Source organism: Streptomyces sp. NPDC002795 (assembly GCF_042888725.1).
GTDB lineage: Bacteria > Actinomycetota > Actinomycetes > Streptomycetales > Streptomycetaceae > Streptomyces.
In genome coordinates this window covers 70,809-90,812 of the sequence record NZ_JBIAQB010000017.1, presented here as the reverse complement: position 1 = coordinate 90,812, position 20,004 = coordinate 70,809, and the positions used below count along the sequence as shown (strand labels likewise).

At 71.6% G+C, this 20,004-nt stretch carries 20 protein-coding genes; 9 read left to right on the top strand and 11 right to left on the bottom strand.

Going from position 1 to position 20,004, the window contains the following annotated elements:
• Positions 1-40: 40 nt before the first annotated feature.
• From ACFYWS_RS37110 to ACFYWS_RS37095, 4 genes are all read right to left on the bottom strand, one after another.
• A complete protein-coding gene (locus tag ACFYWS_RS37110) occupies positions 41-676 on the bottom strand; it encodes a hypothetical protein (protein ID WP_389283857.1) in 636 nt (211 codons plus the stop codon).
• Complete coding sequence (locus ACFYWS_RS37105) at positions 673-1,260, bottom strand: SigE family RNA polymerase sigma factor (RefSeq protein ID WP_389283855.1); 588 nt, start codon at positions 1,258-1,260, stop codon at positions 673-675. The genes ACFYWS_RS37110 and ACFYWS_RS37105 overlap by 4 nt, the downstream gene beginning before the upstream one ends.
• Positions 1,261-1,384: 124 nt before the next feature.
• A complete protein-coding gene (locus ACFYWS_RS37100; RefSeq protein ID WP_389283853.1) occupies positions 1,385-2,845 on the bottom strand; it encodes a peptidoglycan D,D-transpeptidase FtsI family protein in 1,461 nt (486 codons plus the stop codon).
• A 204-nt stretch (positions 2,846-3,049) separates the two neighbouring features.
• Positions 3,050-3,835: an IclR family transcriptional regulator gene (locus ACFYWS_RS37095; protein WP_389283852.1), complete on the bottom strand. Its 786-nt coding sequence runs from the start codon at positions 3,833-3,835 to the stop codon at positions 3,050-3,052.
• A gap of 131 nt (positions 3,836-3,966) precedes the next feature.
• Between ACFYWS_RS37095 and ACFYWS_RS37090 the strand changes: the two genes are divergently transcribed.
• From ACFYWS_RS37090 to ACFYWS_RS37065, 6 genes are all read left to right on the top strand, one after another.
• A complete protein-coding gene (locus ACFYWS_RS37090) occupies positions 3,967-5,499 on the top strand; it encodes an aldehyde dehydrogenase (NADP(+)) (RefSeq protein WP_389283850.1) in 1,533 nt (510 codons plus the stop codon).
• A gap of 45 nt (positions 5,500-5,544) precedes the next feature.
• Positions 5,545-6,153, top strand: coding sequence for a DUF1349 domain-containing protein (locus ACFYWS_RS37085; protein WP_389283848.1), 609 nt, complete (start codon positions 5,545-5,547; stop codon positions 6,151-6,153).
• A gap of 88 nt (positions 6,154-6,241) precedes the next feature.
• Positions 6,242-6,958 (top strand): DsbA family oxidoreductase, encoded by a 717-nt coding sequence (locus tag ACFYWS_RS37080; protein ID WP_389283846.1) that lies wholly within the window; start codon positions 6,242-6,244, stop codon positions 6,956-6,958.
• A gap of 61 nt (positions 6,959-7,019) precedes the next feature.
• Positions 7,020-8,126 (top strand): aminotransferase class V-fold PLP-dependent enzyme, encoded by a 1,107-nt coding sequence (locus tag ACFYWS_RS37075; protein WP_389283844.1) that lies wholly within the window; start codon positions 7,020-7,022, stop codon positions 8,124-8,126.
• Between the two features lie 55 nt (positions 8,127-8,181).
• A complete protein-coding gene (locus ACFYWS_RS37070) occupies positions 8,182-8,814 on the top strand; it encodes a sigma-70 family RNA polymerase sigma factor (RefSeq protein WP_389283843.1) in 633 nt (210 codons plus the stop codon).
• The gene (locus tag ACFYWS_RS37065) at positions 8,814-9,929 is read left to right on the top strand and encodes a maleylpyruvate isomerase family mycothiol-dependent enzyme (RefSeq protein WP_389283841.1); all 1,116 of its coding nucleotides are present in this window, start codon (positions 8,814-8,816) and stop codon (positions 9,927-9,929) included. The genes ACFYWS_RS37070 and ACFYWS_RS37065 overlap by 1 nt, the downstream gene beginning before the upstream one ends.
• A gap of 78 nt (positions 9,930-10,007) precedes the next feature.
• Here ACFYWS_RS37065 and thpD read toward each other — a convergent pair whose 3' ends face one another.
• The 5 genes from thpD to ACFYWS_RS37040 all read right to left on the bottom strand — a co-directional run bounded on the left by thpD (position 10,008) and on the right by ACFYWS_RS37040 (position 14,743).
• Positions 10,008-10,904, bottom strand: coding sequence for an ectoine hydroxylase (thpD, locus tag ACFYWS_RS37060; protein WP_389283839.1), 897 nt, complete (start codon positions 10,902-10,904; stop codon positions 10,008-10,010).
• A 5-nt stretch (positions 10,905-10,909) separates the two neighbouring features.
• Complete coding sequence (locus ACFYWS_RS37055; protein ID WP_266721029.1) at positions 10,910-11,314, bottom strand: ectoine synthase; 405 nt, start codon at positions 11,312-11,314, stop codon at positions 10,910-10,912.
• Between the two features lie 40 nt (positions 11,315-11,354).
• Entirely contained in the window at positions 11,355-12,626 is a 1,272-nt protein-coding gene (gene ectB / locus ACFYWS_RS37050) for a diaminobutyrate--2-oxoglutarate transaminase (RefSeq protein WP_389283838.1), read from the bottom strand.
• A 65-nt stretch (positions 12,627-12,691) separates the two neighbouring features.
• Positions 12,692-13,234, bottom strand: a complete 543-nt coding sequence (gene ectA / locus ACFYWS_RS37045) for a diaminobutyrate acetyltransferase (protein ID WP_389283836.1) — start codon at positions 13,232-13,234, stop codon at positions 12,692-12,694.
• 408 nt (positions 13,235-13,642) lie between these two features.
• On the bottom strand, positions 13,643-14,743 hold the full coding sequence (locus ACFYWS_RS37040; RefSeq protein ID WP_389283835.1) for a pyridoxal-phosphate-dependent aminotransferase family protein: 1,101 nt from the start codon (positions 14,741-14,743) through the stop codon (positions 13,643-13,645).
• A gap of 75 nt (positions 14,744-14,818) precedes the next feature.
• Here ACFYWS_RS37040 and ACFYWS_RS37035 point away from each other — a divergent pair, with 75 nt between their 5' ends.
• On the top strand, positions 14,819-15,913 hold the full coding sequence (locus ACFYWS_RS37035; RefSeq protein WP_389283834.1) for an amidohydrolase family protein: 1,095 nt from the start codon (positions 14,819-14,821) through the stop codon (positions 15,911-15,913).
• Between the two features lie 230 nt (positions 15,914-16,143).
• A complete protein-coding gene (locus ACFYWS_RS37030; RefSeq protein ID WP_389283833.1) occupies positions 16,144-17,067 on the top strand; it encodes an SCO1860 family LAETG-anchored protein in 924 nt (307 codons plus the stop codon).
• Between the two features lie 86 nt (positions 17,068-17,153).
• Here the strand turns inward: ACFYWS_RS37030 and cobC are convergent, their stop codons facing one another.
• Positions 17,154-18,605: an Rv2231c family pyridoxal phosphate-dependent protein CobC gene (gene cobC, locus ACFYWS_RS37025; protein WP_389283831.1), complete on the bottom strand. Its 1,452-nt coding sequence runs from the start codon at positions 18,603-18,605 to the stop codon at positions 17,154-17,156.
• A 72-nt stretch (positions 18,606-18,677) separates the two neighbouring features.
• The gene (locus tag ACFYWS_RS37020; RefSeq protein WP_389283829.1) at positions 18,678-19,097 is read right to left on the bottom strand and encodes a cobalamin biosynthesis protein; all 420 of its coding nucleotides are present in this window, start codon (positions 19,095-19,097) and stop codon (positions 18,678-18,680) included.
• A 6-nt stretch (positions 19,098-19,103) separates the two neighbouring features.
• Between ACFYWS_RS37020 and ACFYWS_RS37015 the strand changes: the two genes are divergently transcribed.
• Complete coding sequence (locus ACFYWS_RS37015) at positions 19,104-19,838, top strand: ZIP family metal transporter (protein ID WP_389283828.1); 735 nt, start codon at positions 19,104-19,106, stop codon at positions 19,836-19,838.
• Positions 19,839-20,004: the final 166 nt, after the last annotated feature.

Genomic DNA, 20,004 nt, shown 5'->3' with positions numbered 1-20,004 from the left:
CCTTCAGTGGTCACCGGCCGGGGAAGGGTTGCCGCCTTCGTCAGGCGAAGTCCCCGTCCGCGTGGACCTGTTGGCCGGAGCCGGTCCGCCCGCTGACGGAGTACCTGTCGGAGCCCGCGTCCCGCCCGCCCTCGGCGTGGTTGTACTGCCCGGCGAACACATGCTCACCCACCGGCACCGTACGTCCCGGCCTCAGCGTCCACCGATACACGAGGAACCCGTCCCGCTCGGTGACGGACTCCTTGAAGTCGGTGGCGGGCAGGGAGCGCCAGTGACCCGTGCTGTTGACCTTCCCGGTCCGCGCCACCCTCAACTCGACGGTCAGCGCGGCAAGTTCACGCTTCGTCTTGAAGGTGACGTTCGACTGCGCCCAGTACGCGTTGGACCCCGGGTCCACCGAACCGTCGGCCCACAGCGGGTCGGCCGGGGGCGACACCGCGACCTGCCGCTGCTGCGGCCCCGGGTCGGGGCGCAGCGCCGAGCCGACCGCGAAGCCGCCGACGGCCAGCGCCGCCGCGGCGCCCGCGGTGAGCGCCGCGATCCGTACCCAGCCCACCGCGGGCCGCCGCTCCGGCTCGTGCAGCCCGCGCTCGACGCGGGCGAGCATCCGCGCGCGGTCGGGCCGGTGGGCGTCGGCGGCCGCGCGCAGCCGCTGCCGCACGTCCTCCTCGCTCATCGATGGCCCCCTTCCGTGGCGTCGAGCGGCGCGCCGACCGACCGTACGCGCCCGGACGCCGGAGCGCCGGACCCGCCGTGTCCCAGCCGTCGTTCCAGCTCGGCCATGCCCTTCGAGGTCTGGCTCTTCACCGTACCGACCGAGACGCCGAGCGTGAGCGCGGTGTCCTTCTCCGACAGATCGAAGGCGTGCCGGAGCACCACGCAGGCCCGCTTGCGGAACGGGAGTTCACGCAGCGCGCCCTGCACGTCGACGACCGCCGGCACGTCGGGCCCCTCGGTGCGGTCCTGCCGGCCGGACCAGAAGAGGGCCACGCGCCGCCGCTCGCGCACCGCGCTGCGGATCCGGGTGCGCGCGAGATTGGCGACGACGCCGCGCGCGTACGCCACCGGGTGCTCGGCGTCGCGCACCCGGTCCCAGCGGTGCCAGAGCGCCAGCAGGGCGTCCGCGGCGAGGTCGTCGGCGGCGTCCGCCTCACCCGTCAACAGGTGGGCGAGGCGGGCGAGTTCACGGTGGTGCCGTTCGAAGAAGGCATGGAACTCGGCGGAAGCGGAATCGTCCCGGGTGTCCACAACCGTGCTCACGCGATCCCTCCCTCACAGTGGCGGCCCGATGGGGGAGGCGTGAGCGTACCAGCGTTGCGTACGACGCACCGAAGGGTGTCCGTGATACCGGACACCCTTCGGTGGAGCTGAGCTTGATGAGGCGTCAGTTCTTCAGCGCCGCCTCCATCATCGCCTTGGCGATCGGCGCCGCCAGACCGTTGCCGCTGACCTCGGAGCGGGCCGCGTTCGACTGCTCGACGAGCACCGCCACGGCGACCTTCTTGCCGGTCGAGTCGTCCTTCGCGTACGAGGTGAACCAGGCGTACGGCGTCTGGCTGTTGTTCTCGCCGTGCTGCGCCGTGCCCGTCTTGCCGCCGACCGTCGCGCCGTCGATCCGCGCGTTCGTACCGGTGCCCTCCGAGACCACGGTCTGCATCGCGGACTGCAACTGCGAGGCCGTCCGCTCGCTGACGACGCGGGTGTCGTCGCCGTCCGCGAACTCCTTGACCGCGTCGCCGTCGGCGTTCGTCACCTGGGACACCATGTGCGGGGACGCCTGCTCGCCGCCGTTCGCGATGGTCGCGGAGACCATCGCGATCTGCAGCGGCGTCGCCGTCACGTCGAACTGGCCGATGCCGGACAGGGCCGTCTGCGCGTCGTCCATCTTCGTCGGGTAGACGCTCTTGGAGGCCCGCACCGGCACATCCGTCTTGGCGTTGTTGAAGCCGAACTTCTCGGCCGTCGCCGCGACCTTGTCCTTGCCCAGGTCTGCGGCCAGCTTGCCGAAGACGTTGTTGCAGGAGTACTGGAGCGCCGTGCGGAGCGTGGCGTTCTCGCAGGGCGCGGAGGCACTCTCGTTCTTCAGGTACGTGCTGGTGCCGGGGAGCCTGTACGGGTTCGGCGAGTCGGTCTTCTCGTCGACCGAGGAGTACAGACCGTCCTCCAGCGCGGCAGCGGCGACCACCAGCTTGAACGTCGAGCCGGGCGGCAGCGCCTGCTTCAGCGCCCGGTTCACGGTCGGCGCGTCCTTGTCCTTGGCGAGCTTCTGCCACGCCGAGGCGTCCGAGGAACCGGAGCCGCTGATCTTCGTCGGGTCGAACGACGGCGTCGACACCATGCCGAGGATCTTGCCGGAGTCCGGGTCGATGGCGACGGCGGCGCCCTTCTTGTCGCCGAGCGCGCCGTACGCGGCCTTCTGCACGCCCGGGTCGATCGTCGTGATCACGTCACCGGGGTCGGTGCTCTTGCCGGTGAGCGTGTCCAGCGGGTTCTTCAGCTGCGTGTCGGTCCCGTCGAGCACGCTCTGGTAGATCCCCTCCAGCTGGGTGGCGCCGTACACCTGCGAGGTGTAGCCGGTCACTGCCGAGTACAGCGAACCGTCCGTGTACGTCCGCTTGTACTTCAGGTCGCTGGAGTCGTCCGTCTTCGCCGAGCCGGTCACCGCCTTTCCGCCCACGATGATGTCGCCGAGCGGATTCGCGTACTGCGAGATCGTCTTCCGTCGGTTGTCGTCGCTGTTGGCGAGGGCCTGGCCGTCGTAGAACTGCACCCAGGTCGCCCTGACCAGCAGGGCGAACACGAGAAGCAGCGTGAAGACGGAGGCGCGCCTGATCGTCTTGTTCATTGCGTACGGAAAGACGAGCGGGTCGGGGCGATTCGTTCCTGCCGGTGCGATTTCTCACCGTACGTTCATGTGGGAACCCGGCACCGGCGTTGCGGCCACGGGGCTCCGCCCCGGACCCCGCTGCTCAATCGCCGCAGGGGCTTGAAAAATCAAGCCCCGCCGGCGATTGAGGCGCGGGGTCCGGGGCGGAGCCCCGAGACCGGGTCACAGCCTCCGTGTCGCCAGCGTCAACCGGTCCCGCGCATCGAACAACGCGTCCTTGACCATCTGCTCGTGCGCGGGCGTGAGACGCGCCACCGGCACCGAGCAGGAGATCGCGTCACGGGCCGGTGTGCGGTACGGGACCGCCACGCCGAAGCACCGCAGGCCCAGCGTGTTCTCCTCGCGGTCGACCGCGAAGCCCTGCTCCCGGATCTGGTGCAGCTCCTCGATGAGCTTCTCCCGGTCGGTGATCGTGTGCTCGGTCAGCGCGGGGAGCGTCTCCGGGAGCAGCTTGCGGACCTGCTCGTCGGTGTGGGTGGCCAGCAGTGCCTTGCCGAGCGACGTGGAGTGGGCGGGCAGCCGGCGGCCGACGCGGGTGAAGGGGCGCAGATAGTGCTGCGACTGGCGGGTGGCGAGGTAGACGACGTTGATGCCGTCGAGCCGGGCCAGGTGGATGGTCTCCGTCGTGTCGTCGGACAGGCGGTCGAGGGTGGGGCGGGCCGCCGCCACGACCTCGTCGCCGTCGATGTACGAGGTGCCCACAAGGAGGGCGCGGACCCCGATGCCGTACCGCGTGCCGGTCGCGTCCGTCTCCACCCAGCCGAGGTCGACGAGCGTGCGCAGCAGCATGTAGAGGCTGGACTTCGGGTACCCGACGGCCTCCTGGACCGCGGCCAGGGAGTGCATCCCGGGTCGGCCCGCGAAGTACTCGAGCAATTCCACGGTCCGCACCGCGGACTTGACCTGCCCGCCGCCGCCCGCCGCGGCCCCCGTCTCGTCTGCCGACATCGCCCTTGACCCCTTCGTTCCACGAGAAATAGTCTCGGTGAGTAGTTCATCATCAGAGACAGCGTTCAGTATATCGAACGATCCTCGTTGCTCACCCTGGTGCGCGGCGAGAAAAGCTGGAGGAATGTGCCGTGGCAGCAACACCAGTCTGGAGTGTCGACCCCCGAACCGGGAAGCAGCGGGAGCAGGTCGCGGACGAGGCCACGGCGCAGGAAGTGGACGAGGCGGTGCGCGCCGCGCAGGCCGCCCGCGGCGCCCTCGCCGACCGCGCCGTGCGTGCCGCGTTCCTGCGCACCGCGGCCGACCGCCTCGAAGAGGCCAAGGACCACCTCGTGGAGGCGGCGGACGCGGAGACCGCGCTCGGCCCGGTCCGGCTCACCGGCGAACTCACCCGCAGCTGCTTCCAGTTGAGGAAGTTCGCGGACATCGTCGACGAGGGCGCCTTCCTCGGCGTCGTCATCGACCACCCCGACGACACGGCGACGCCGCCCATCCCGGACCTGCGTCGCTACAAGATCCCGCTGGGCGTCGTCGCGGTCTACGCGGCGTCGAACTTCCCGTTCGCCTTCTCCGTGCCCGGCGGCGACACGTCGAGCGCGCTCGCGGCCGGCTGCCCGGTCGTCGTCAAGGCGCACCCCGACCACCCGGCCACCTCCGAGCTGGTCGCCGCCACCATCCGGCGGGCCGCCGCCGAGCACAGCATCCCCGAGGGCGTGCTCGGCCTCGTGCACGGCTTCGAGGCGGGCGTCGAGCTGGTCAAGCACCCGCTGGTGTCCGCGGCCGGCTTCACCGGTTCCGTACGCGGCGGGCGCGCGCTCTTCGACGCCGCGGCCGCGCGTCCGGTGCCGATCCCGTTCCACGGTGAGCTGGGCTCGCTGAACCCGGTCGTGATCACCGAGGCCGCGGCCGCCGAGCGCGCCGACCAGATCGGCACGGGGCTCGCCGGTTCCATGACGCTGGGCGTCGGCCAGTTCTGCGTGAAGCCGGGTCTTGTCTTCGCGCCGAAGGGCGAGGCGGGCGACACGCTCGTCAAGTCCCTCACGGCCGCCGTCAGCGACACAGCCTCCGGCGTCCTCCTCGACCACCGCATGCGGGACAACTTCGTCGCCGGTGTCGCCGCGCGCGCCGAACTCCCCGACGTGGAAGCCCCCGTCACCCCGGGCGCGGGCAGCGAGCACACCGTCGCGCCCGGCTTCCTCACGGTCCCGGCCACCCGGCTCGCGACCGAGGGCGGCGCGCACGACCTCCTCCTGGAGGAGTGCTTCGGCCCGGTGACGGTCGTCGCCCGCTACGAGACGCCCGACGAGATCACGGCGGTTCTGGAGAGGCTCCCCGGCAACCTCACGGCGACGGTGCAGCTGTCGTCGGGCGAGGCGTCCGGCGAGGGCCGCGGCGCCGAGATCCTCGCCGAGCTGACGCCCATCGCGGGCCGCGTCCTCGTCAACGGCTGGCCGACCGGTGTAGCGGTCGCGCCCGCCCAGCACCACGGCGGCCCGTACCCGGCGACGACGTCGACGTCCACGTCCGTGGGCGGCACCGCGATCGAGCGCTGGCTGCGCCCGGTCTCGTACCAGACGACGCCGGAGGCGCTCCTCCCGCAGGAGCTGCGCGATGCCAACCCGCTGGGGCTGCCGCGCCGCTTCAACGGCCGCCTGGAGAACTGAGGCTCCGACCGGACGGGGCCCGCGGGCCCCTGCGAGACTGACGGCATGGACCTCGACATACCGCCCCTGCCCTTCCCGTTGCGCACGTACGGACCCGACGGCCACTGGTCGTACGAGGACGGGGTGCTCACCGGGTGGGCGGGGCCCCGCCAGGACCGCTTCGTGCCGCCGACCGGTACCTCGCTCGAACCGGCGTCGGACGCGCCGCGGCTCCTCGGGGCCCCCGACGGTGACTTCCAGCTGATCGCCCGCGTCACGGTCGGCTTCGCCGCGGCCTTCGACGCGGGGGTGCTCTACGTCCACGTGGGCGACCGGGAGTGGGCGAAGCTCTGCTTCGAGCGGTCCCCGGACGAGCCCACCATCTGCACGGTCGTCACCCGCGGCCACTCCGACGACTCGAACGCCTTCGTGGTGCCGGGCTCCTCGGTGTGGCTGCGCGTCAGCCGCACGGGCTCGGCCTTCGCCTTCCACGCCTCGACCGACGGCTCGACATGGACGTTCATCCGCATCTTCTCCCTGGGCGACGAGAAGTCCGCTTCGGCGGCCCTGATCGGCTTCCTGGCGCAGTCCCCGGTGGGGGAGGGGTGCGTGGTCACGTACGACCACATCGAGTTCCGGCCGACGTGGCCGAAGGGCCTGCGGGACGGCTCCTGACCGGTCGGGGAATGCGCGGCGGATCCGTCCGGTTGTAGCGGAGCGCAGGGCACCCCCTGTCCCGTACGACACCAAAGCGAGAGACCCCATGCGCGTCGAGATCTGGACCGACATCAACTGCCCGTTCTGCTACATCGGCAAGGCGCGCTTCGAGGAGGCGCTCGACGGGTTCGCGCACAAGGGCGACGTTGAGGTCGTGCACCGGTCCTTCGAGCTCGACCCGAACGCCAAGCCGGGGGAGACCGGGCTCGTCGTCCCGTACATCGCCAAGAAGTACGGCATCAGCGAGGACCAGGCCGCCGCCAACGAGCAGGGCCTCGGGCAGCAGGCCGGCGCCCTCGGCCTGCCCTACCTCACCGAGGGCCGTGACTTCGGCAACAGCTTCGACCTGCACCGGCTGCTCCACCTCGCCAAGGACAAGGGCGTGCAGGACGCGATGATCGACGCCCTGTACCGGGGAAACTTCGCCGAGGAGTCCTCCGTCTTCGGTGACGAGGAGACCGTCGTGCGGCTCGCCGTCGAGGCCGGTCTCGACGAGGGCGAGGTCCGGGCGACGCTCGCCGACCCCGACGCGTACGCGGACGCGGTGCGCGCCGACGAGCGAGAGGCCGCCGAGCTCGGCGCGAACGGCGTGCCGTTCTTCGTGCTCGACCGCAAGTTCGGCGTCTCCGGCGCCCAGCCCGCCGAGGTGTTCACGCAGGCGCTGACCCAGGCGTGGGCCGACCGCTCCCCGCTCACCGTCATCGACAGCACGGACGGCGGCGACGCCTGCGGTCCCGACGGCTGCGCGGTGCCGCAGGCCTGACCCATTCGCCCTGACCCATTCGTAATGGACGGGCAGTTGGCGGCGCGGCACAGTGGGTGCCATGGAGACTTCCGGTGCGCACCAGGACCAGCCTCAGGCGCAGGTTCTCGACGCGGAGCTCGTCCGCGCGCAGTACACACCCGCCACCACCTACCTGAACACCGCGAGTTCCGGACTGCTCCCGGCGCGGGCCGCGGACGCGATGCGGGCCGCGATCGCCGACATGACCGAGGGCCGTTCCCCCGACTCGCTCTTCGCCGACGTCGAGGAGGCCCGCGCGGCGTTCGCCCGGCTCGCGGGAGTCCCGGTGAGCCGGGTCGCGGCCGGCGGTTCCGTCGCCGTCTACAGCGGCCTGATCGCCGCCTCCCTGCCCGCCGGGGCCGAAGTCCTCACGGCGGAGGGCGACTTCAGCTCCACCGTCAACCCGTTCCACGTACGCGGCGACCTCAAGGTCCGCGCCGTGCCGCTCGACGCGCTGCCCGACGCCGTACGCCCCGGAACCGCGCTCGTCGCGGTGAGCGCGGTCCAGTCGGCCGACGGCCGGGTCGCGGACGTGCCCGCACTGCGCGCCGCCACCCGCACGCACGGCGCCCGGCTCTACGTCGACGTCTCGCAGGCGGCCGGCTGGTATCCGGTCGCCGCGCACGCGGCCGACGCCGACTATCTGGCCTCCGTCGCCTTCAAATGGCTGACCTGCCCGCGCGGCGCCGTCTTCTTCGTCGGCCCCGCGGACCCGGAGGGCTTCGACGCGCTCGCACCCGTCTTCGGCGGCTGGGTCTCGGGGGAGAACCCCTGGGACAGCTGCTACGGGCCCGTCACCGAACCCGCCCGATCGGCCCGCCGGTTCGACGAGACCCAGAGCCTCGTCGCGTACACCGGGGCCCGCCGGTCCCTCGCCCTGATCGAGGAGTTGGGCCCTGAGGCGATCCACGCCCATGACCTGGCGCTCGCGGACCAGTTCCGCACGGGCCTCGCGCGGCTCGGACACGATCCGGTGCCCTCGCCCGGCTCCCCGATCGTCTCGGTCCCCGAACTCGGCGTAAAGCAGGCCGACTTGCAGCGCGCCGGTATCGAAGTCTCCAACAGGGCGGGGAACTTGCGGGCCTCCTTCCATCTCTACAACACCCTCGCGGACGTCGACCGGCTCCTCGACGCGCTCTCGTCCTGAAGTCCGGCCTACCCCTGGCGTCCCGGTCCCCAGGACGCTAGGAAGGCAGTACGAGGTGGTGGTGCCGGTGGCCCGTACGGACGCGTACGACCCCAAGGACCGGGCCGCGGACGACGCCGAGCTGCACCGACGTCTCGTCTACGGTGACGAGGCCGCGCTCTCCGAGGCGTACGACGTGTACAGCGGGCTCGTCCGTGGCGTCGCCGTGCGTGTGACCCGCTCCGCGGGCGCCGCGGACGACGTGGCGCAGGAGGTCTTCGCGCAGCTGTGGGCGCGGCCCTACGCCTTCGACGCGCGGCGCGGCTCGCTCCGCACCTGGCTGGCCATGCTGGCGCACCGCCGCGCCGTCGACTGGGTGCGCAGCGAGGCCCGCCACCGCAAGGCCGTCACCGCGGACGACGCGGCGCTGCACGCCATCCCGGCCCCCGACCCGGGGCCCGACGAGCGGGTCGTCGACCGCGAGCGCTCGCTGCTCCTGCACTCGGCGCTGGCCCAACTCCCGCTGCCCCAGCGTCAGGTGGTGCATCTGGCGTACTTCGCGGGCCGGACGTACCGTCAGGCGGCGGCGGAACTCGGCATCCCGGAAGGGACCGCCAAGACCCGCCTGCGCACCGCACTGCACCGCCTGGCCGAAACCCTGGCGGACCCGGCGGAGCCGGGCTACGAGGCTCACGAAAGGGGTGCCTGATGGCCATGGACGCGCGCGACCACGCGACAGTGAGCGAACTTCTGGGCGCCTGGGCCGTGCGGGCCCTGCCCGCCGACGAACAGCGCGCCGTCCCCGCGCATCTCGCGGACTGCGAGGAGTGCGCGGCCGAGGCGGAACGGCTGAGGGCGACGGTACGGTCCCTGAACGGGCCGCAGGAAAACGGGCCGGAGGGAAACGGTCCGGAGGGAAACGGGAACGCTTCGAACGGGCACGGGGTGGGACACGTGCCGCAGGACGACGCGGCGGGTCACCCGTTCCGTACCGGCACAGGACCGCTCGCCACCGCCCTGGCGCGGCGCCCGCCCGTACCCCGCGCCGCCCCCGCCATCGCCCCGCACGCCCAGCCCTACGCGGCCACCGTCGCCGCCCTCCAGGCGCTGCTCGCCGAGGCGGACGACGCGTGGTCCACGGAGGTGGTCCACGGCTGGACGGCGCACGACACGGTCGCGCACCTCATCGCCGCCGACGAGCCGCTGGCCGTCCACCTCGGTCTGCCGGCCCACGAACCGCCCGCCGACGCGGCGGACGACGGCGACTGGCGCACGGCCTGGGAGGCCCGCACCCGCACCGTCATCGCCCACGAACGGGCGCGTGACCCGCACGCCACCGTGGCCGTCTGGCGCGCCCGGGCCGCCGAGCTGCTCACCGCCCCGGCCGCCCACGACCCCGAACTCGCCGCGCAGGCCGCTATGTTGATGGGAGCGCGGCTCCCCGTCGCCGAGCACTTCCTGGTCCGCGCCTTCGAGACGTGGATCCACAGCTACGACATCGGCCGCGCCCTGGACCGCCCCGTGCCCCCGCCGCCCGCAGGTCATCTGTGGCACCTGGTCCGGCTGGCCGTGCGGATCCTCGGCCAGGCGATCGGACCGAAGGCCCCGCCCGTCGCCCTCACCGTCACGGACGCGAGCCGCACCACGGAGTGGATCCTCGGCTCCGAGGACGAACCGGTGCGGGCCGAACTCGCCCTGGACCCGGTCGACTTCTGCCTCCTCGTCGGCGGCCGCACCACCCCCGACACCCTCCCACCGGGCACCGGCGACCCGACGGCGGCCCGCACCCTCCTGAACCGGGCGGCTCGACTGGCCTGGCTGTGAGCCCTTACGGGCGTGGACGACACAGCAGTTGGGGCGGGACCGAAGACGGTCCCGCCCCAACTCGTGCGCGTACGAGGATCACTTCACCGGAGTGAAGTCCCGCGCCCCGATGAACTCCGGACGCCGCACCGGCGCCGCGAACGGCTCCACCGCCGTGTTCTCCACGCTGTTGAACACGATGAACACGTTCGAGCGCGGGTACGGGGTGATGTTGTCGCCGGAGCCGTGCATGGCGTTGCAGTCGAACCACGTCGCCGAGCCGGGAGAGCCGGTGAACAGCTGGATCCCGTGTGCGTCGGCGAACTTGGTGAGGGCCTCGTCCGAGGGCAGGCCCGCGTCCTGCATCTGCAGCGACTTCTTGTAGTTGTCCTTCGGCGTCTCACCCGCGCAGCCGAGGAACGTCTTGTGCGAGCCGGGCATGATCATGAGCCCGCCGTTGGTGTCGTAGTTCTCCGTCAGCGCGATGGAGACGGACACCGTCCGCATGTTCGGCAGGCCGTCCTCGGCGTGCCAGGTCTCGAAGTCCGAGTGCCAGTAGAAGCCCCGCGCCCCGAAACCGGGCTTGACGTTGATCCGCGACTGGTGGACGTACACGTCCGAGCCGAGGATCTGCCGGGCCCGCTCCACGATGAGCTCGTCACGCACCAGACTGGCGAAGACCTCGCTGATCTTGTGGATCTCGAAGACCGAGCGGATCTCCTGCGACTGCGGCTCGACGATGGAACGCTCGTCGGCGCGCATCGTCGGATCGGTCACCAGACGGTTCAACTCGGCCTGGTAGATGCCGATCTCGTCCGGGCCGATCAACTCGTCGATGGCGAGGAAGCCGTCCCGCTCGAAGGAAGCGAGGTCCGACTGGCGGATCGGCCCTCGCGCTCCCTCCGCCGACCAGACGACCGGGTCGACACGCGGCGTGGCCACCTCGGAGGCGCCTCGCGTCGGGTACAGGTCCGTGATGTCGGGTGCGGTCGTCATCGGGATCAGGCCTCCTCGTCCTCTGTCAGCAGCGGGTAGACGCCGTTCTCGTCGTGGTCCTCCCGTCCGGTCACCGGAGGGTTGAACACGCAGACGCAGCGGAAGTCGGTCTTCGGGCGCATGGTGTGCTTCTCGTGGCCGTCCAGGAGGTACATCGTCCCTGGCTCGATCCAGTGCGTCTCCCCGGTCTCCCGGTTGGTGAGCTCGGCCTCGCCCTCCACACACAGCACGGCCTCGATGTGGTTGGCGTACCACATGTCGGTCTCGGTCCCCGCGTAGAGGATCGTCTCGTGCAGAGAGAAGCCGACCTTCTCCTTGGCAAGCACGATGCGCTTGCTCTCCCAGGTGCCGGTCGCCGACTTCACGTGTCGGTCGGTGTTCTCTATCTCCTTGAACGAACGGACAATCACGGTGAGTTGCTGCCTTTCCTCGTAAACTTGGTTGTGCTGGTCAGGCGGTCTCGCGCACGGCTCGGGTGAGCGTGCGAAGCCCCTCTTCCAGCTCCTCGCGCGTGATCGTCAGCGCCGGAAGCAGCTTGACGACCTCGCTGTCGGGGCCGGAGGTCTCGATGAGCAGGCCCAGCTCGAAGGCCCGCTTGGCGACCTTGTTGGCCCGCTCCTTGTTCCGGAACTCGATGCCCCAGACCAGGCCGCGGCCGCGGTATTCGACGATCTCGTCGTGGTACTCCGTGCGCAGCGCGCCGAGCACCTCGTCGACCTGCTCGCCGCGCTCCAGGGTCTGCTTCTCCATGGCCGCGCCGTCGGTCCAGTACGTCTCCAGGGCAGCGGCCGCCGTCACGAACGCCGGGTTGTTGCCGCGGAACGTGCCGTTGTGCTCGCCCGGCTCCCAGATGTCGAGCTCCGGCTTGAACATGCACAGGGACATGGGGAGCCCGTACCCACTGATGGACTTGGAAACGGTCACGATGTCCGGCGTGATGCCCGCCTCCTCGAAGGAGAAGAAGGCACCGGTGCGGCCGCAGCCCATCTGAATGTCGTCGACGATCAGGAGCATGTCCCAACGTTCGCAGACATCTGCCAGTTTGCGCAGCCACTCTGCACGGGCGACATTGATGCCGCCCTCGCCCTGGACCGTCTCGACGATCACTGCGGCCGGGGTGTTCAGGCCGGAACCGGAGTCCTCCAGGAGGCGCTCGAACCAGATGAAGTCCGGCGTCTGCCCGTCGAGGTAGTTGTCGAACGGCATCGGCGTGCCGTGCACCAGCGGGATGCCGGCGCCCGCGCGCTTGAACGCGTTGCCCGTCACCGCGAGCGCGCCGAGCGACATGCCGTGGAAGGCGTTGGTGAAGGACACGATGGACTCGCGGCCCTTGACCTTGCGGGCCAGCTTCAGCGCGGACTCGACGGCGTTGGTGCCCGTCGGGCCCGGGAACATGACCTTGTAGGGCAGGTCGCGCGGGCGCAGGATGATGTTCTGGAAGGACTCCAGGAAGTTGCGCTTGGCCGAGGTCGACATGTCGAGCCCGTGCACGACGCTGTCGCGCTCCAGGTAGTCGATCAGGGCGCGTTTCAGGACCGGGTTGTTGTGGCCGTAGTTGAGCGAGCCGGCACCGGCGAAGAAGTCCAGGTACTCGTGGCCGTCCTCGTCGTACATACGGCTGCCCTGGGCCCGGTCGAAGACGGTGGGCCAGCTGCGGCAGTAGCTGCGCACCTCCGACTCAAGGGTCTCGAAGACGCTCAGGTCCGGCTGGGTGATGGTCACAGCAAAAACTCCTCTAGGGAGGGAAAGTTGAGGGGGGTCCGTGGTGAGTGGGGTCGAGGGCGCGCTCAGGCCAGCGGGCCTATGCGGTACAGCTCCTCGGGCAGGTGCCCGTCGTCCGGGAACAGGCCCGCGTCGAACAGCACCGTGCGGGCCACACCGACGCGGTGCCGGCGTGCGAACGAGGTGAACAGGGCCTGGGAGGCGGCGTTGTCGGGCGTGATGGTGGTCTCCAGCGTGGTGACCGGACGCGCCGCCGCGACCCGCGCTGCCAGCCCGTCGAGCAGCGCGGCGGCGAGGCCGCGCCCGCGCTGCGCGGCGTCCACGGCGACCTGCCACACCACGAGGATGTCGGGCCGGTCGGGACGTACGTAACCGGTGATGAAACCGGCCACCTCTCCCTTCTCGTCGCGGGCGATCACCGACGTGGCGGCGAAGTCGCGACACCACAGCAGGTAGCTGTAGGAGGAGTTGAGGTCGAGCACCTTCGAGTCGCGGGCGATACGCCAGATCGCGGCTCCGTCGGCCACCTCGGGGTGGTCGATCTTCAGCCCGTCGGGGACCGGGGCCACTGCGGCGACTTCCAGGAATTGCGCTTGTGCGGCGGTCATGCAAATTGAATTTACCGAGCAATTTCCGGGATTGCACCCGCAGAAGGGGTTACGGAAAGCGGGGTTGTGTGTTATCGCGCGCAGGTGTGTGCGCGCACGAGATCGCGGCGGTATGTCCCGGTTCGACCGGGACAAAATGGTCGTATCTAAATTAGTGTGGAGTGCGTCACAGCGTCGTAATCGCCACGAGACGCGTCCGAATTACGACGGTTCCCGTTGATGAAATCTCAGTGTTTACGCCGCAAGAAAGCGGGCAGAAGCAGAACAGGAAGCCTGGCCGTATGGCCCCGATAAAGTGCGGGATAATTCTGCCCGAATAATTCTTGGATAAAAGCAAAGGCGCCGCCCGGAAAAGGGCGACGCCTAGTCGAGTGCGCCGGTTCGTGTGCCGGTTCGTGCGCCGGGGGCCTATTCCCAGGCGGCCGCGACCGCCTTTCGCGCCCCTTCCAGATCGACCTCGAACCCGGCCTCCGCGAGCGCCCCGCCGAGCGCCGCCAGCGAGGACTGCACAACGCCACGGGTCGCCTGCGGACCGTAGTGGTTGACCCGGATCATCTCCTGCGCGAGCGCGCCACCCCCCGCGACCAGCGGAAGCACCGGGTCCACGGTCAGGGCCCTCGCCACCAGTTCGCGGGCGTCCGTACCGGCAGGGGCGCGCAGTGTAGTGGCGACAGGGGCGGCGTCGCGGGCTTCGTGGACGTATGGCTCAAGTCCACCGCCCAGCGCCAGCGTTCCGGCGCGGGTGGCCGCGGCGGCCGAGGCGTGCCGCGCCATCAGGGCGTCCAGGTCCTCGCTCTCGATGCGCTCCACACACGCCTCCAGGGCGAGCATCTCCAGTTGCGCCGGCGCGTGCAGCAGCGCCTTGCGCCCGCCGTCCACCCACCGCTGCTTCCAGTCGAGGAGCGAGAGGTAGGAGTGGCGCGGCGCGTTCGGATTGGCGGCCATCCGCTCCCACGCCCGCGCGCTCACGGAGACGGCCGAGACGCCGGCCGGGCCGCCCATCGCCTTCTGTGCGCCGATCACACACAGGTCCACGCCCCACGCGTCGGGGAGCACCGGCTCGGCGGCGATCGACGCGACGGCGTCCAGGTAGAACAACGCACCGTGCCCCCGCACCACTTCACCGATCTCGGCGACCGGATTGGTGTTGCCGGTCGCGGCCTCCGCGTGCACCAGGGACACGAAGTTGATCTCGGGGTGCTCGGCGAGCGCCTGCCCGACCTGCTCGGCGGTGACGGCCGTGTGGAAGGGCACCGCGAGGTCGTGCACCGTGGCGCCGCAGTCGCGCAGCCAGTCGCCGAAGGTCTGCCCGTACGGACCGGTGATCACGTTCAGCGCCACCGTGCCGGGGCCCGCGGCGGCACGGATCGCGCCCTCCAGCGGAAGCAGCGCCTCACCCTGCATGATCACGACATCCTGCGAGGTGTCCATCAGCCGGGCCACCCGGTCCTCGATGGAGGCGAAATGCTCGGCGCTCAACGGGGCCAGGTCGAGAAACGGATGCGTCACGGTGGTGCTCTCTTCGCTCACGGGTTCGTACGGGTGCCGGTGTCGAGCGTACCCACCGCCTCATAGGCTGCGCGCATGAGTATTGGCGGGGTACTGCACGTGAAGGGCCGGGTCCTGGTCGGGCCCGACGACGTACGCGACGAACTCTGGGTGGTGGACGGCCGGATCACCTACGAACGGCCGCGGACCGCCGGCCTCGACATCACCACGGTCGAGGGCTGGACGCTGCCGGGCCTGGTCGACGCGCACTGCCACGTCGGGCTCGGCACACACGGCCCCGTCGACGCCGAGACCGCGGAGAAGCAGGCCCTGACCGACCGCGACCACGGCACGCTGTTGCTGCGCGACGCGGGCTCCCCCTCCGACACCCGCTGGGTCGACGACCGCGAGGATCTGCCGCGCATCATCCGCGCCGGCCGGCACATCGCCCGCACCCGCCGTTACATCCGCAATTTCGCGCACGAGATCGAGCCGGACGAGCTCGTCGCGTACGTCGCCCAGGAGGCGCGCCGCGGCGACGGCTGGGTCAAGCTCGTCGGCGACTGGATCGACCGGGGGACGGGCGACCTCGGCGCCTGCTGGCCGCGCGACGCGGTCGAGGCGGCGATCGCGGAGGCGCACCGGCTCGGCGCCCGCGTCACGGCCCACTGCTTCGCGGAGGACTCGCTGCGCGATCTCGTCGAGGCGGGCATCGACTGCGTCGAGCACGCCACGGGCCTGACCGACGACACCATCCCGCTGTTCGCGGAAGCCGGCGTCGCGATCGTCCCGACCCTCGTGAACATCGCTACGTTCCCGCAGCTCGCGGCGGGCGGCGAGAGCAAGTTCCCCGAGTGGTCCGCGCACATGCGCCGCCTCTACGACCGCCGCTACGACACCGTCCGCAATGCCTACGACGCCGGGATCCCGGTCTACGTCGGCACGGACGCCGGCGGCTCCCTCGCGCACGGTCTGGTGGCGGGCGAGGTCGAGGAGCTGGTGCGGGCAGGCATCCCGCCCGTCGAGGCGCTCTCGGCGACGGCGTGGGGCGCGCGCTCCTGGCTCGGCCGCCCCGGCCTGGAGGAGGGCGCTTCCGCCGACCTCGTGGTCTACGGGGCGGATCCGCGCGACGACGTACGGGTGCTGGCGGCGCCGCGCAGGATCGTGCTGCGGGGCAACGTGGTGGGTTGACGCGGTGTTACCCCCGTACGGGCGACTCGCGGGCGGTATAGGTGGGGCGGATGGGAACGCACGAGCCTGAAGATTCGAAGGCGTGCGCGGAAACGCCCCGTTGGGGTGAACTCACGCCTGGTTGCTGACCGTTCACTCTCAGTGCGTAAAGATTCCCCTCACGATGACCAGCCGGGACCGTCCCGTCCCGGCGCTGTCCCGGTTCAGCTCTCTCTGGGGGTCCCACCAGCATGCCCAGCTCCACCCTGAACACCGTCCTGCGCACACCCGCCCGTCGCCTCGCCGCGACCGCCGCCGCCACCGCGCTCGCCCTCGGCCCCGCGGTCCTCGCGACCGCGGGCCCGGCCGCCGCCACCGAGCACAGCGGCGGCAAGGCCGGCGCCGTCGTGCTCCGCACAGGACTCGACGTATCGCTCCTCAACAAGACCGTGAACGTCCCGCTCAAGGTCTCGCTGAACGAGGTGCAGGCGCCCAAGAGCGCCGACAGGACCGCGCTGAGCGCCCAGTTGGACGGAGTCGACGGCGGGCAGCCGTTCAGCGTGCTGCGCGCCGACGTGGCACGGACGAAGGCCACGGTCGAGGGCGGAAAGGCGGAAGGGCTCACCCGGCTCGCCCACGCCAAGGTGCACGTCCCCGGCCTTCCGCTGCTCTCCCTCATCGAGGTCGACCAGGTCACGTCCAGGGCGCTGTGCGTGGCGGGCGAGAAGCCGGTCGCCGAGTCGAACCTGCTCGGCGGCGTCACCGTCCTCGGCAAGAAGATCACGCTGTCGACCGGCGGCACGACGTCCATCAAGGTCCCGGGGGTCGGCGAGGTGACACTCGGCCTCTCCAGCCGGTCCACGACGGACACCACGGCGGCGGCCTCCGCCCTCCAACTCAAGGTCCACGTCAACCCGTTGAACCTCAACGTCGCCGAGGTCGACGGCGAGGTCACACTCGCGGAGGCCACCTGCGAGACGCCGAAGGCGGCGTCTGCGCCTGCGCCTGCGGCTCCGAAGCCGCAGGGTGAGCGGGCCGAGGCTCCGGCCCAGAAGGCCCAGTCGCAAGACCTCGCGGAGACGGGTGGCGATGAGATGACGCCGTACATCGCGGGCGGGGCGATCGTGCTGCTCGCCGCCGGCGGTGGGGCGGTGGCGATGGCCCGCCGGCGGTAATTCAAGCTCCTCCCGCGCCGGGGTTTCGGGGCTCCGCCCCGGACCCCGCTGCTCAATCGCCGCAGGGGCTTGAATGCCGCAGCGGCTTAGGCGAAGGCACGCAACACCCCGGCCAGTGCGGCAGCGAATGTGTCGCTGGTGCGGCGGTCCCGGACCGCGACCCGGACCCAGTCCGGGCCGAGGCCCGGGAACGTGTCGCCCCGCCGCACCGCGAACCCGGCCCCCCGCAACCGCTCCCGCACGGCGTGCGCGCCCGGCACCCGCACCAGCACGAACGGGCCCTCCGCCGGTCCGGCCACCGACACCCCGTACGGCGCCAACTCCCGCAGCAGGCCCACCAGATACTCCCGGTCCGCCGCGACGGCAACCGCCGCCTCCGCCGCCTCCGCCACCCCGCGAGCGGACACGCACGCCTGCGCGGCGACGAGTGCGGGCGAGGACACCGGCCACAGCGGCTGCGCCCGCTCAAGCGCCGCCACCACCTCCGGCTCCGCCACCACGTACCCGACCCGCAGCCCGGCCAGGCCCCACGTCTTCGTCAGGCTCCGCAGCACCACGAGCCCCGGTACGTCCGTCCGCCCGGCCAGTGACTCCCGCTCGCCCGGCACGGCGTCCATGAACGCCTCGTCGACCACCAGGAACCGCCCCGGCCGCGCCAGCCCGGCCACCGTGTCCGCCGGATGCAGCACCGAGGTCGGGTTCGTCGGATTGCCGACGACCACCAGATCCGCGTCGTGCGGCACGAGCGCCGGATCGATCCTGAAGCCGTCCTCCGCCCGCAGCAGCACCCGCCCCACCGCGTGCCCGGCATCCTCCAACGCGGCCTCGGGCTCGGTGAACTGAGGGTGTACGACGACGGGTCTGCGCACCCGCAGCGCCCGCGCGAGCAGCACGAACGCCTCCGCCGCCCCAGCCGTCAGCAGCACCCGCTCCACCGGCACCCCGTGGTGCGCCGCCACCGCGGCCCGCGCGGCCCGCCCGTCCGGATACGCCGCGAGCCCGTCCAGCGACGCGGCGATGTGCTCCCGCAGCCACGACGGCGGCGTGCCCGTGCGCACGTTCACCGCGAGATCCGTCAACTTCTCACCGTCGTCGCGGACTTCGGCGTCCCCGTGGTGCCGCAGATCGGGCCCGTCGACCGGATCCGCCGCGGCGGGGGCGGCCGCGCAGCGCACATCCACCTCCGGATGCGCCGCCGCCCACCCCACGGCCTGCGCGTGGTACCGCTCCGAGGGCAGGGTTCCGTAAGGCAGTACGACGACCCGCCGCGCGCCGAGCGCCGCGCACCGGTCGAGCCCCGCGGGCACGTCCGGCGCCGCCGACACATACGCCGGCTCCACGCCCGCGTAGCCGCTTCCCTCCCACAACAGCCTTGCTGCCGCGGCGAGTTCGGCGTTGGCCGCGGAGTCGGCCGAGCCGGCCCCGACGAGCAGCACGGTCACATCGGCACGGTCGCGCGGCGTGCGGCGGCCGCCGCCCAGAACGTCGTCGAGCCGTTGCTCCAGAGCGGCGAGCAGGGCCGGGGGAGGGGTGTGCATCGGGACGGGCTCCTTGCGGGAAGTCGAGAGGGGAATCCGGGGATCCAGAGGAGGGCGAAGCAGGGCCGGTCCCTACCCGGGCCGTGCCACCGCACACGTCACCCGGCCCGGGCCCCCGCCCACCCCGGTCGACGTCCGCTTCGGGACGAGCAGTTCACCCCCGCGTACGAGGGCGGCGGCCTCCGCGACCGACGGGGTGCCCACGGCGTCGCGCGCCCGCGAGGACGGATGCGGCACGGGGACGGCGGCGAGCCGCTCGGGCGCGTACGCCTCCAGGGGCACGCCCAGGGCTTCGGCTGCCGCGACGATGCCGGGCTCCCGGCGCTTCGCGTGCAGCGTCGCGAGCGCCAGCACGTCCGTCGCGCCCGCCTCGGCCAGCACGGCCCGGACGAGCCCGAGCACCTCGTCGGCCGACGCGCCGGACCGGGCGCCCACTCCGACGACCACGGCGCGGCGCCGGATGTGCGCGCAGGCCTCCGGATGGGTTAGCAAGGGGCCATGGCCGTGATCGTGGCGCTGAGCGCCTTCTTGATGACTTTGGTCGGCGGCTGGACCGCGCAGCGGGTCACCGACCGGCGCCACCTGGTGCTCGGCCTCGCCGGTGGCCTGATGCTCGGCGTGGTCGGCCTCGACCTGCTGCCCGAGGCCCTGGAGGCGGCGAACGGCGAAGTGCACGGGGTGCCGACGGCGCTGCTGCTGTTCGTGGCCGGGTTCCTCGGGGCGCACATCATGGAGCACCTGCTGGCCCGCCGCCAGGCCGCCCACGGGGCGGAGGAAGGCGCGTCGGGCGGCCGGGCCCCCGAGGTGGGGATCACGGCGGCGTCCGCGATGGTCGGGCACAGCCTGATGGACGGCATGGCGATCGGCGCCGCCTTCCAGATCGGCGGCGGCATGGGCACCGCCGTGGCGCTCGCCGTGGTCGCCCACGACTTCGCCGACGGCTTCAACACGTACACGATCACCCGGCTGTACGGGAACGCCCGCCGCAAGGCGCTGATCATGCTGTTCGCGGACGCCGCGGCGCCCGTCGTGGGCGCCGCGTCCACGCTCCTGTTCACCATTCCGGAGCAATTGCTCGGCGGCTATCTCGGCTTCTTCGGCGGCGTGCTCCTCTACCTGGCCGCCGCCGAGATCCTCCCCGAGGCCCACCACGAGCACCCGGCCCGCTCGACGCTGCTGTGCACCGTCGCGGGCGTGGCCTTCATCTGGCTGGTGGTCGGCATCGCGGGCTGAGAGCCTGTGCCGGAGCCACCGCCTGCGCCACGACGTCCGGCACGCACGCTCGCGGCGTTGCCGAATCGTCCGAGTAGCTCCGCTACTAGGACGCTCCGGCGCCTTGCGATCGCACGCACCGGACGCCGTGACGCCCGCCCTTCGGGCGGACGACGGTGGCTCCGGC

Bases quoted from the DNA above. Each gene is read 5' to 3' on its own strand.
- ACFYWS_RS37035 (WP_389283834.1), top strand. From the start codon at position 14,819: ATGAGTATTGGCGGGGTACTGCACGTGAAGGGCCGGGTCCTGGTCGGG.
- ACFYWS_RS37085 (WP_389283848.1), top strand. From the start codon at position 5,545: ATGGACCTCGACATACCGCCCCTGCCCTTCCCGTTGCGCACGTACGGA.
- ACFYWS_RS37100 (WP_389283853.1), bottom strand. From the start codon at position 2,845: ATGAACAAGACGATCAGGCGCGCCTCCGTCTTCACGCTGCTTCTCGTG.
- ACFYWS_RS37015 (WP_389283828.1), top strand. From the start codon at position 19,104: ATGGCCGTGATCGTGGCGCTGAGCGCCTTCTTGATGACTTTGGTCGGC.
- ACFYWS_RS37080 (WP_389283846.1), top strand. From the start codon at position 6,242: ATGCGCGTCGAGATCTGGACCGACATCAACTGCCCGTTCTGCTACATC.
- ACFYWS_RS37095 (WP_389283852.1), bottom strand. From the start codon at position 3,835: ATGTCGGCAGACGAGACGGGGGCCGCGGCGGGCGGCGGCGGGCAGGTC.
- ACFYWS_RS37065 (WP_389283841.1), top strand. From the start codon at position 8,814: ATGGCCATGGACGCGCGCGACCACGCGACAGTGAGCGAACTTCTGGGC.
- ACFYWS_RS37075 (WP_389283844.1), top strand. From the start codon at position 7,020: ATGGAGACTTCCGGTGCGCACCAGGACCAGCCTCAGGCGCAGGTTCTC.
- ACFYWS_RS37110 (WP_389283857.1), bottom strand. From the start codon at position 676: ATGAGCGAGGAGGACGTGCGGCAGCGGCTGCGCGCGGCCGCCGACGCC.
- ectA (WP_389283836.1), bottom strand. From the start codon at position 13,234: ATGACCGCCGCACAAGCGCAATTCCTGGAAGTCGCCGCAGTGGCCCCG.
- thpD (WP_389283839.1), bottom strand. From the start codon at position 10,904: ATGACGACCGCACCCGACATCACGGACCTGTACCCGACGCGAGGCGCC.
- ACFYWS_RS37030 (WP_389283833.1), top strand. From the start codon at position 16,144: ATGCCCAGCTCCACCCTGAACACCGTCCTGCGCACACCCGCCCGTCGC.
- cobC (WP_389283831.1), bottom strand. From the start codon at position 18,605: ATGCACACCCCTCCCCCGGCCCTGCTCGCCGCTCTGGAGCAACGGCTC.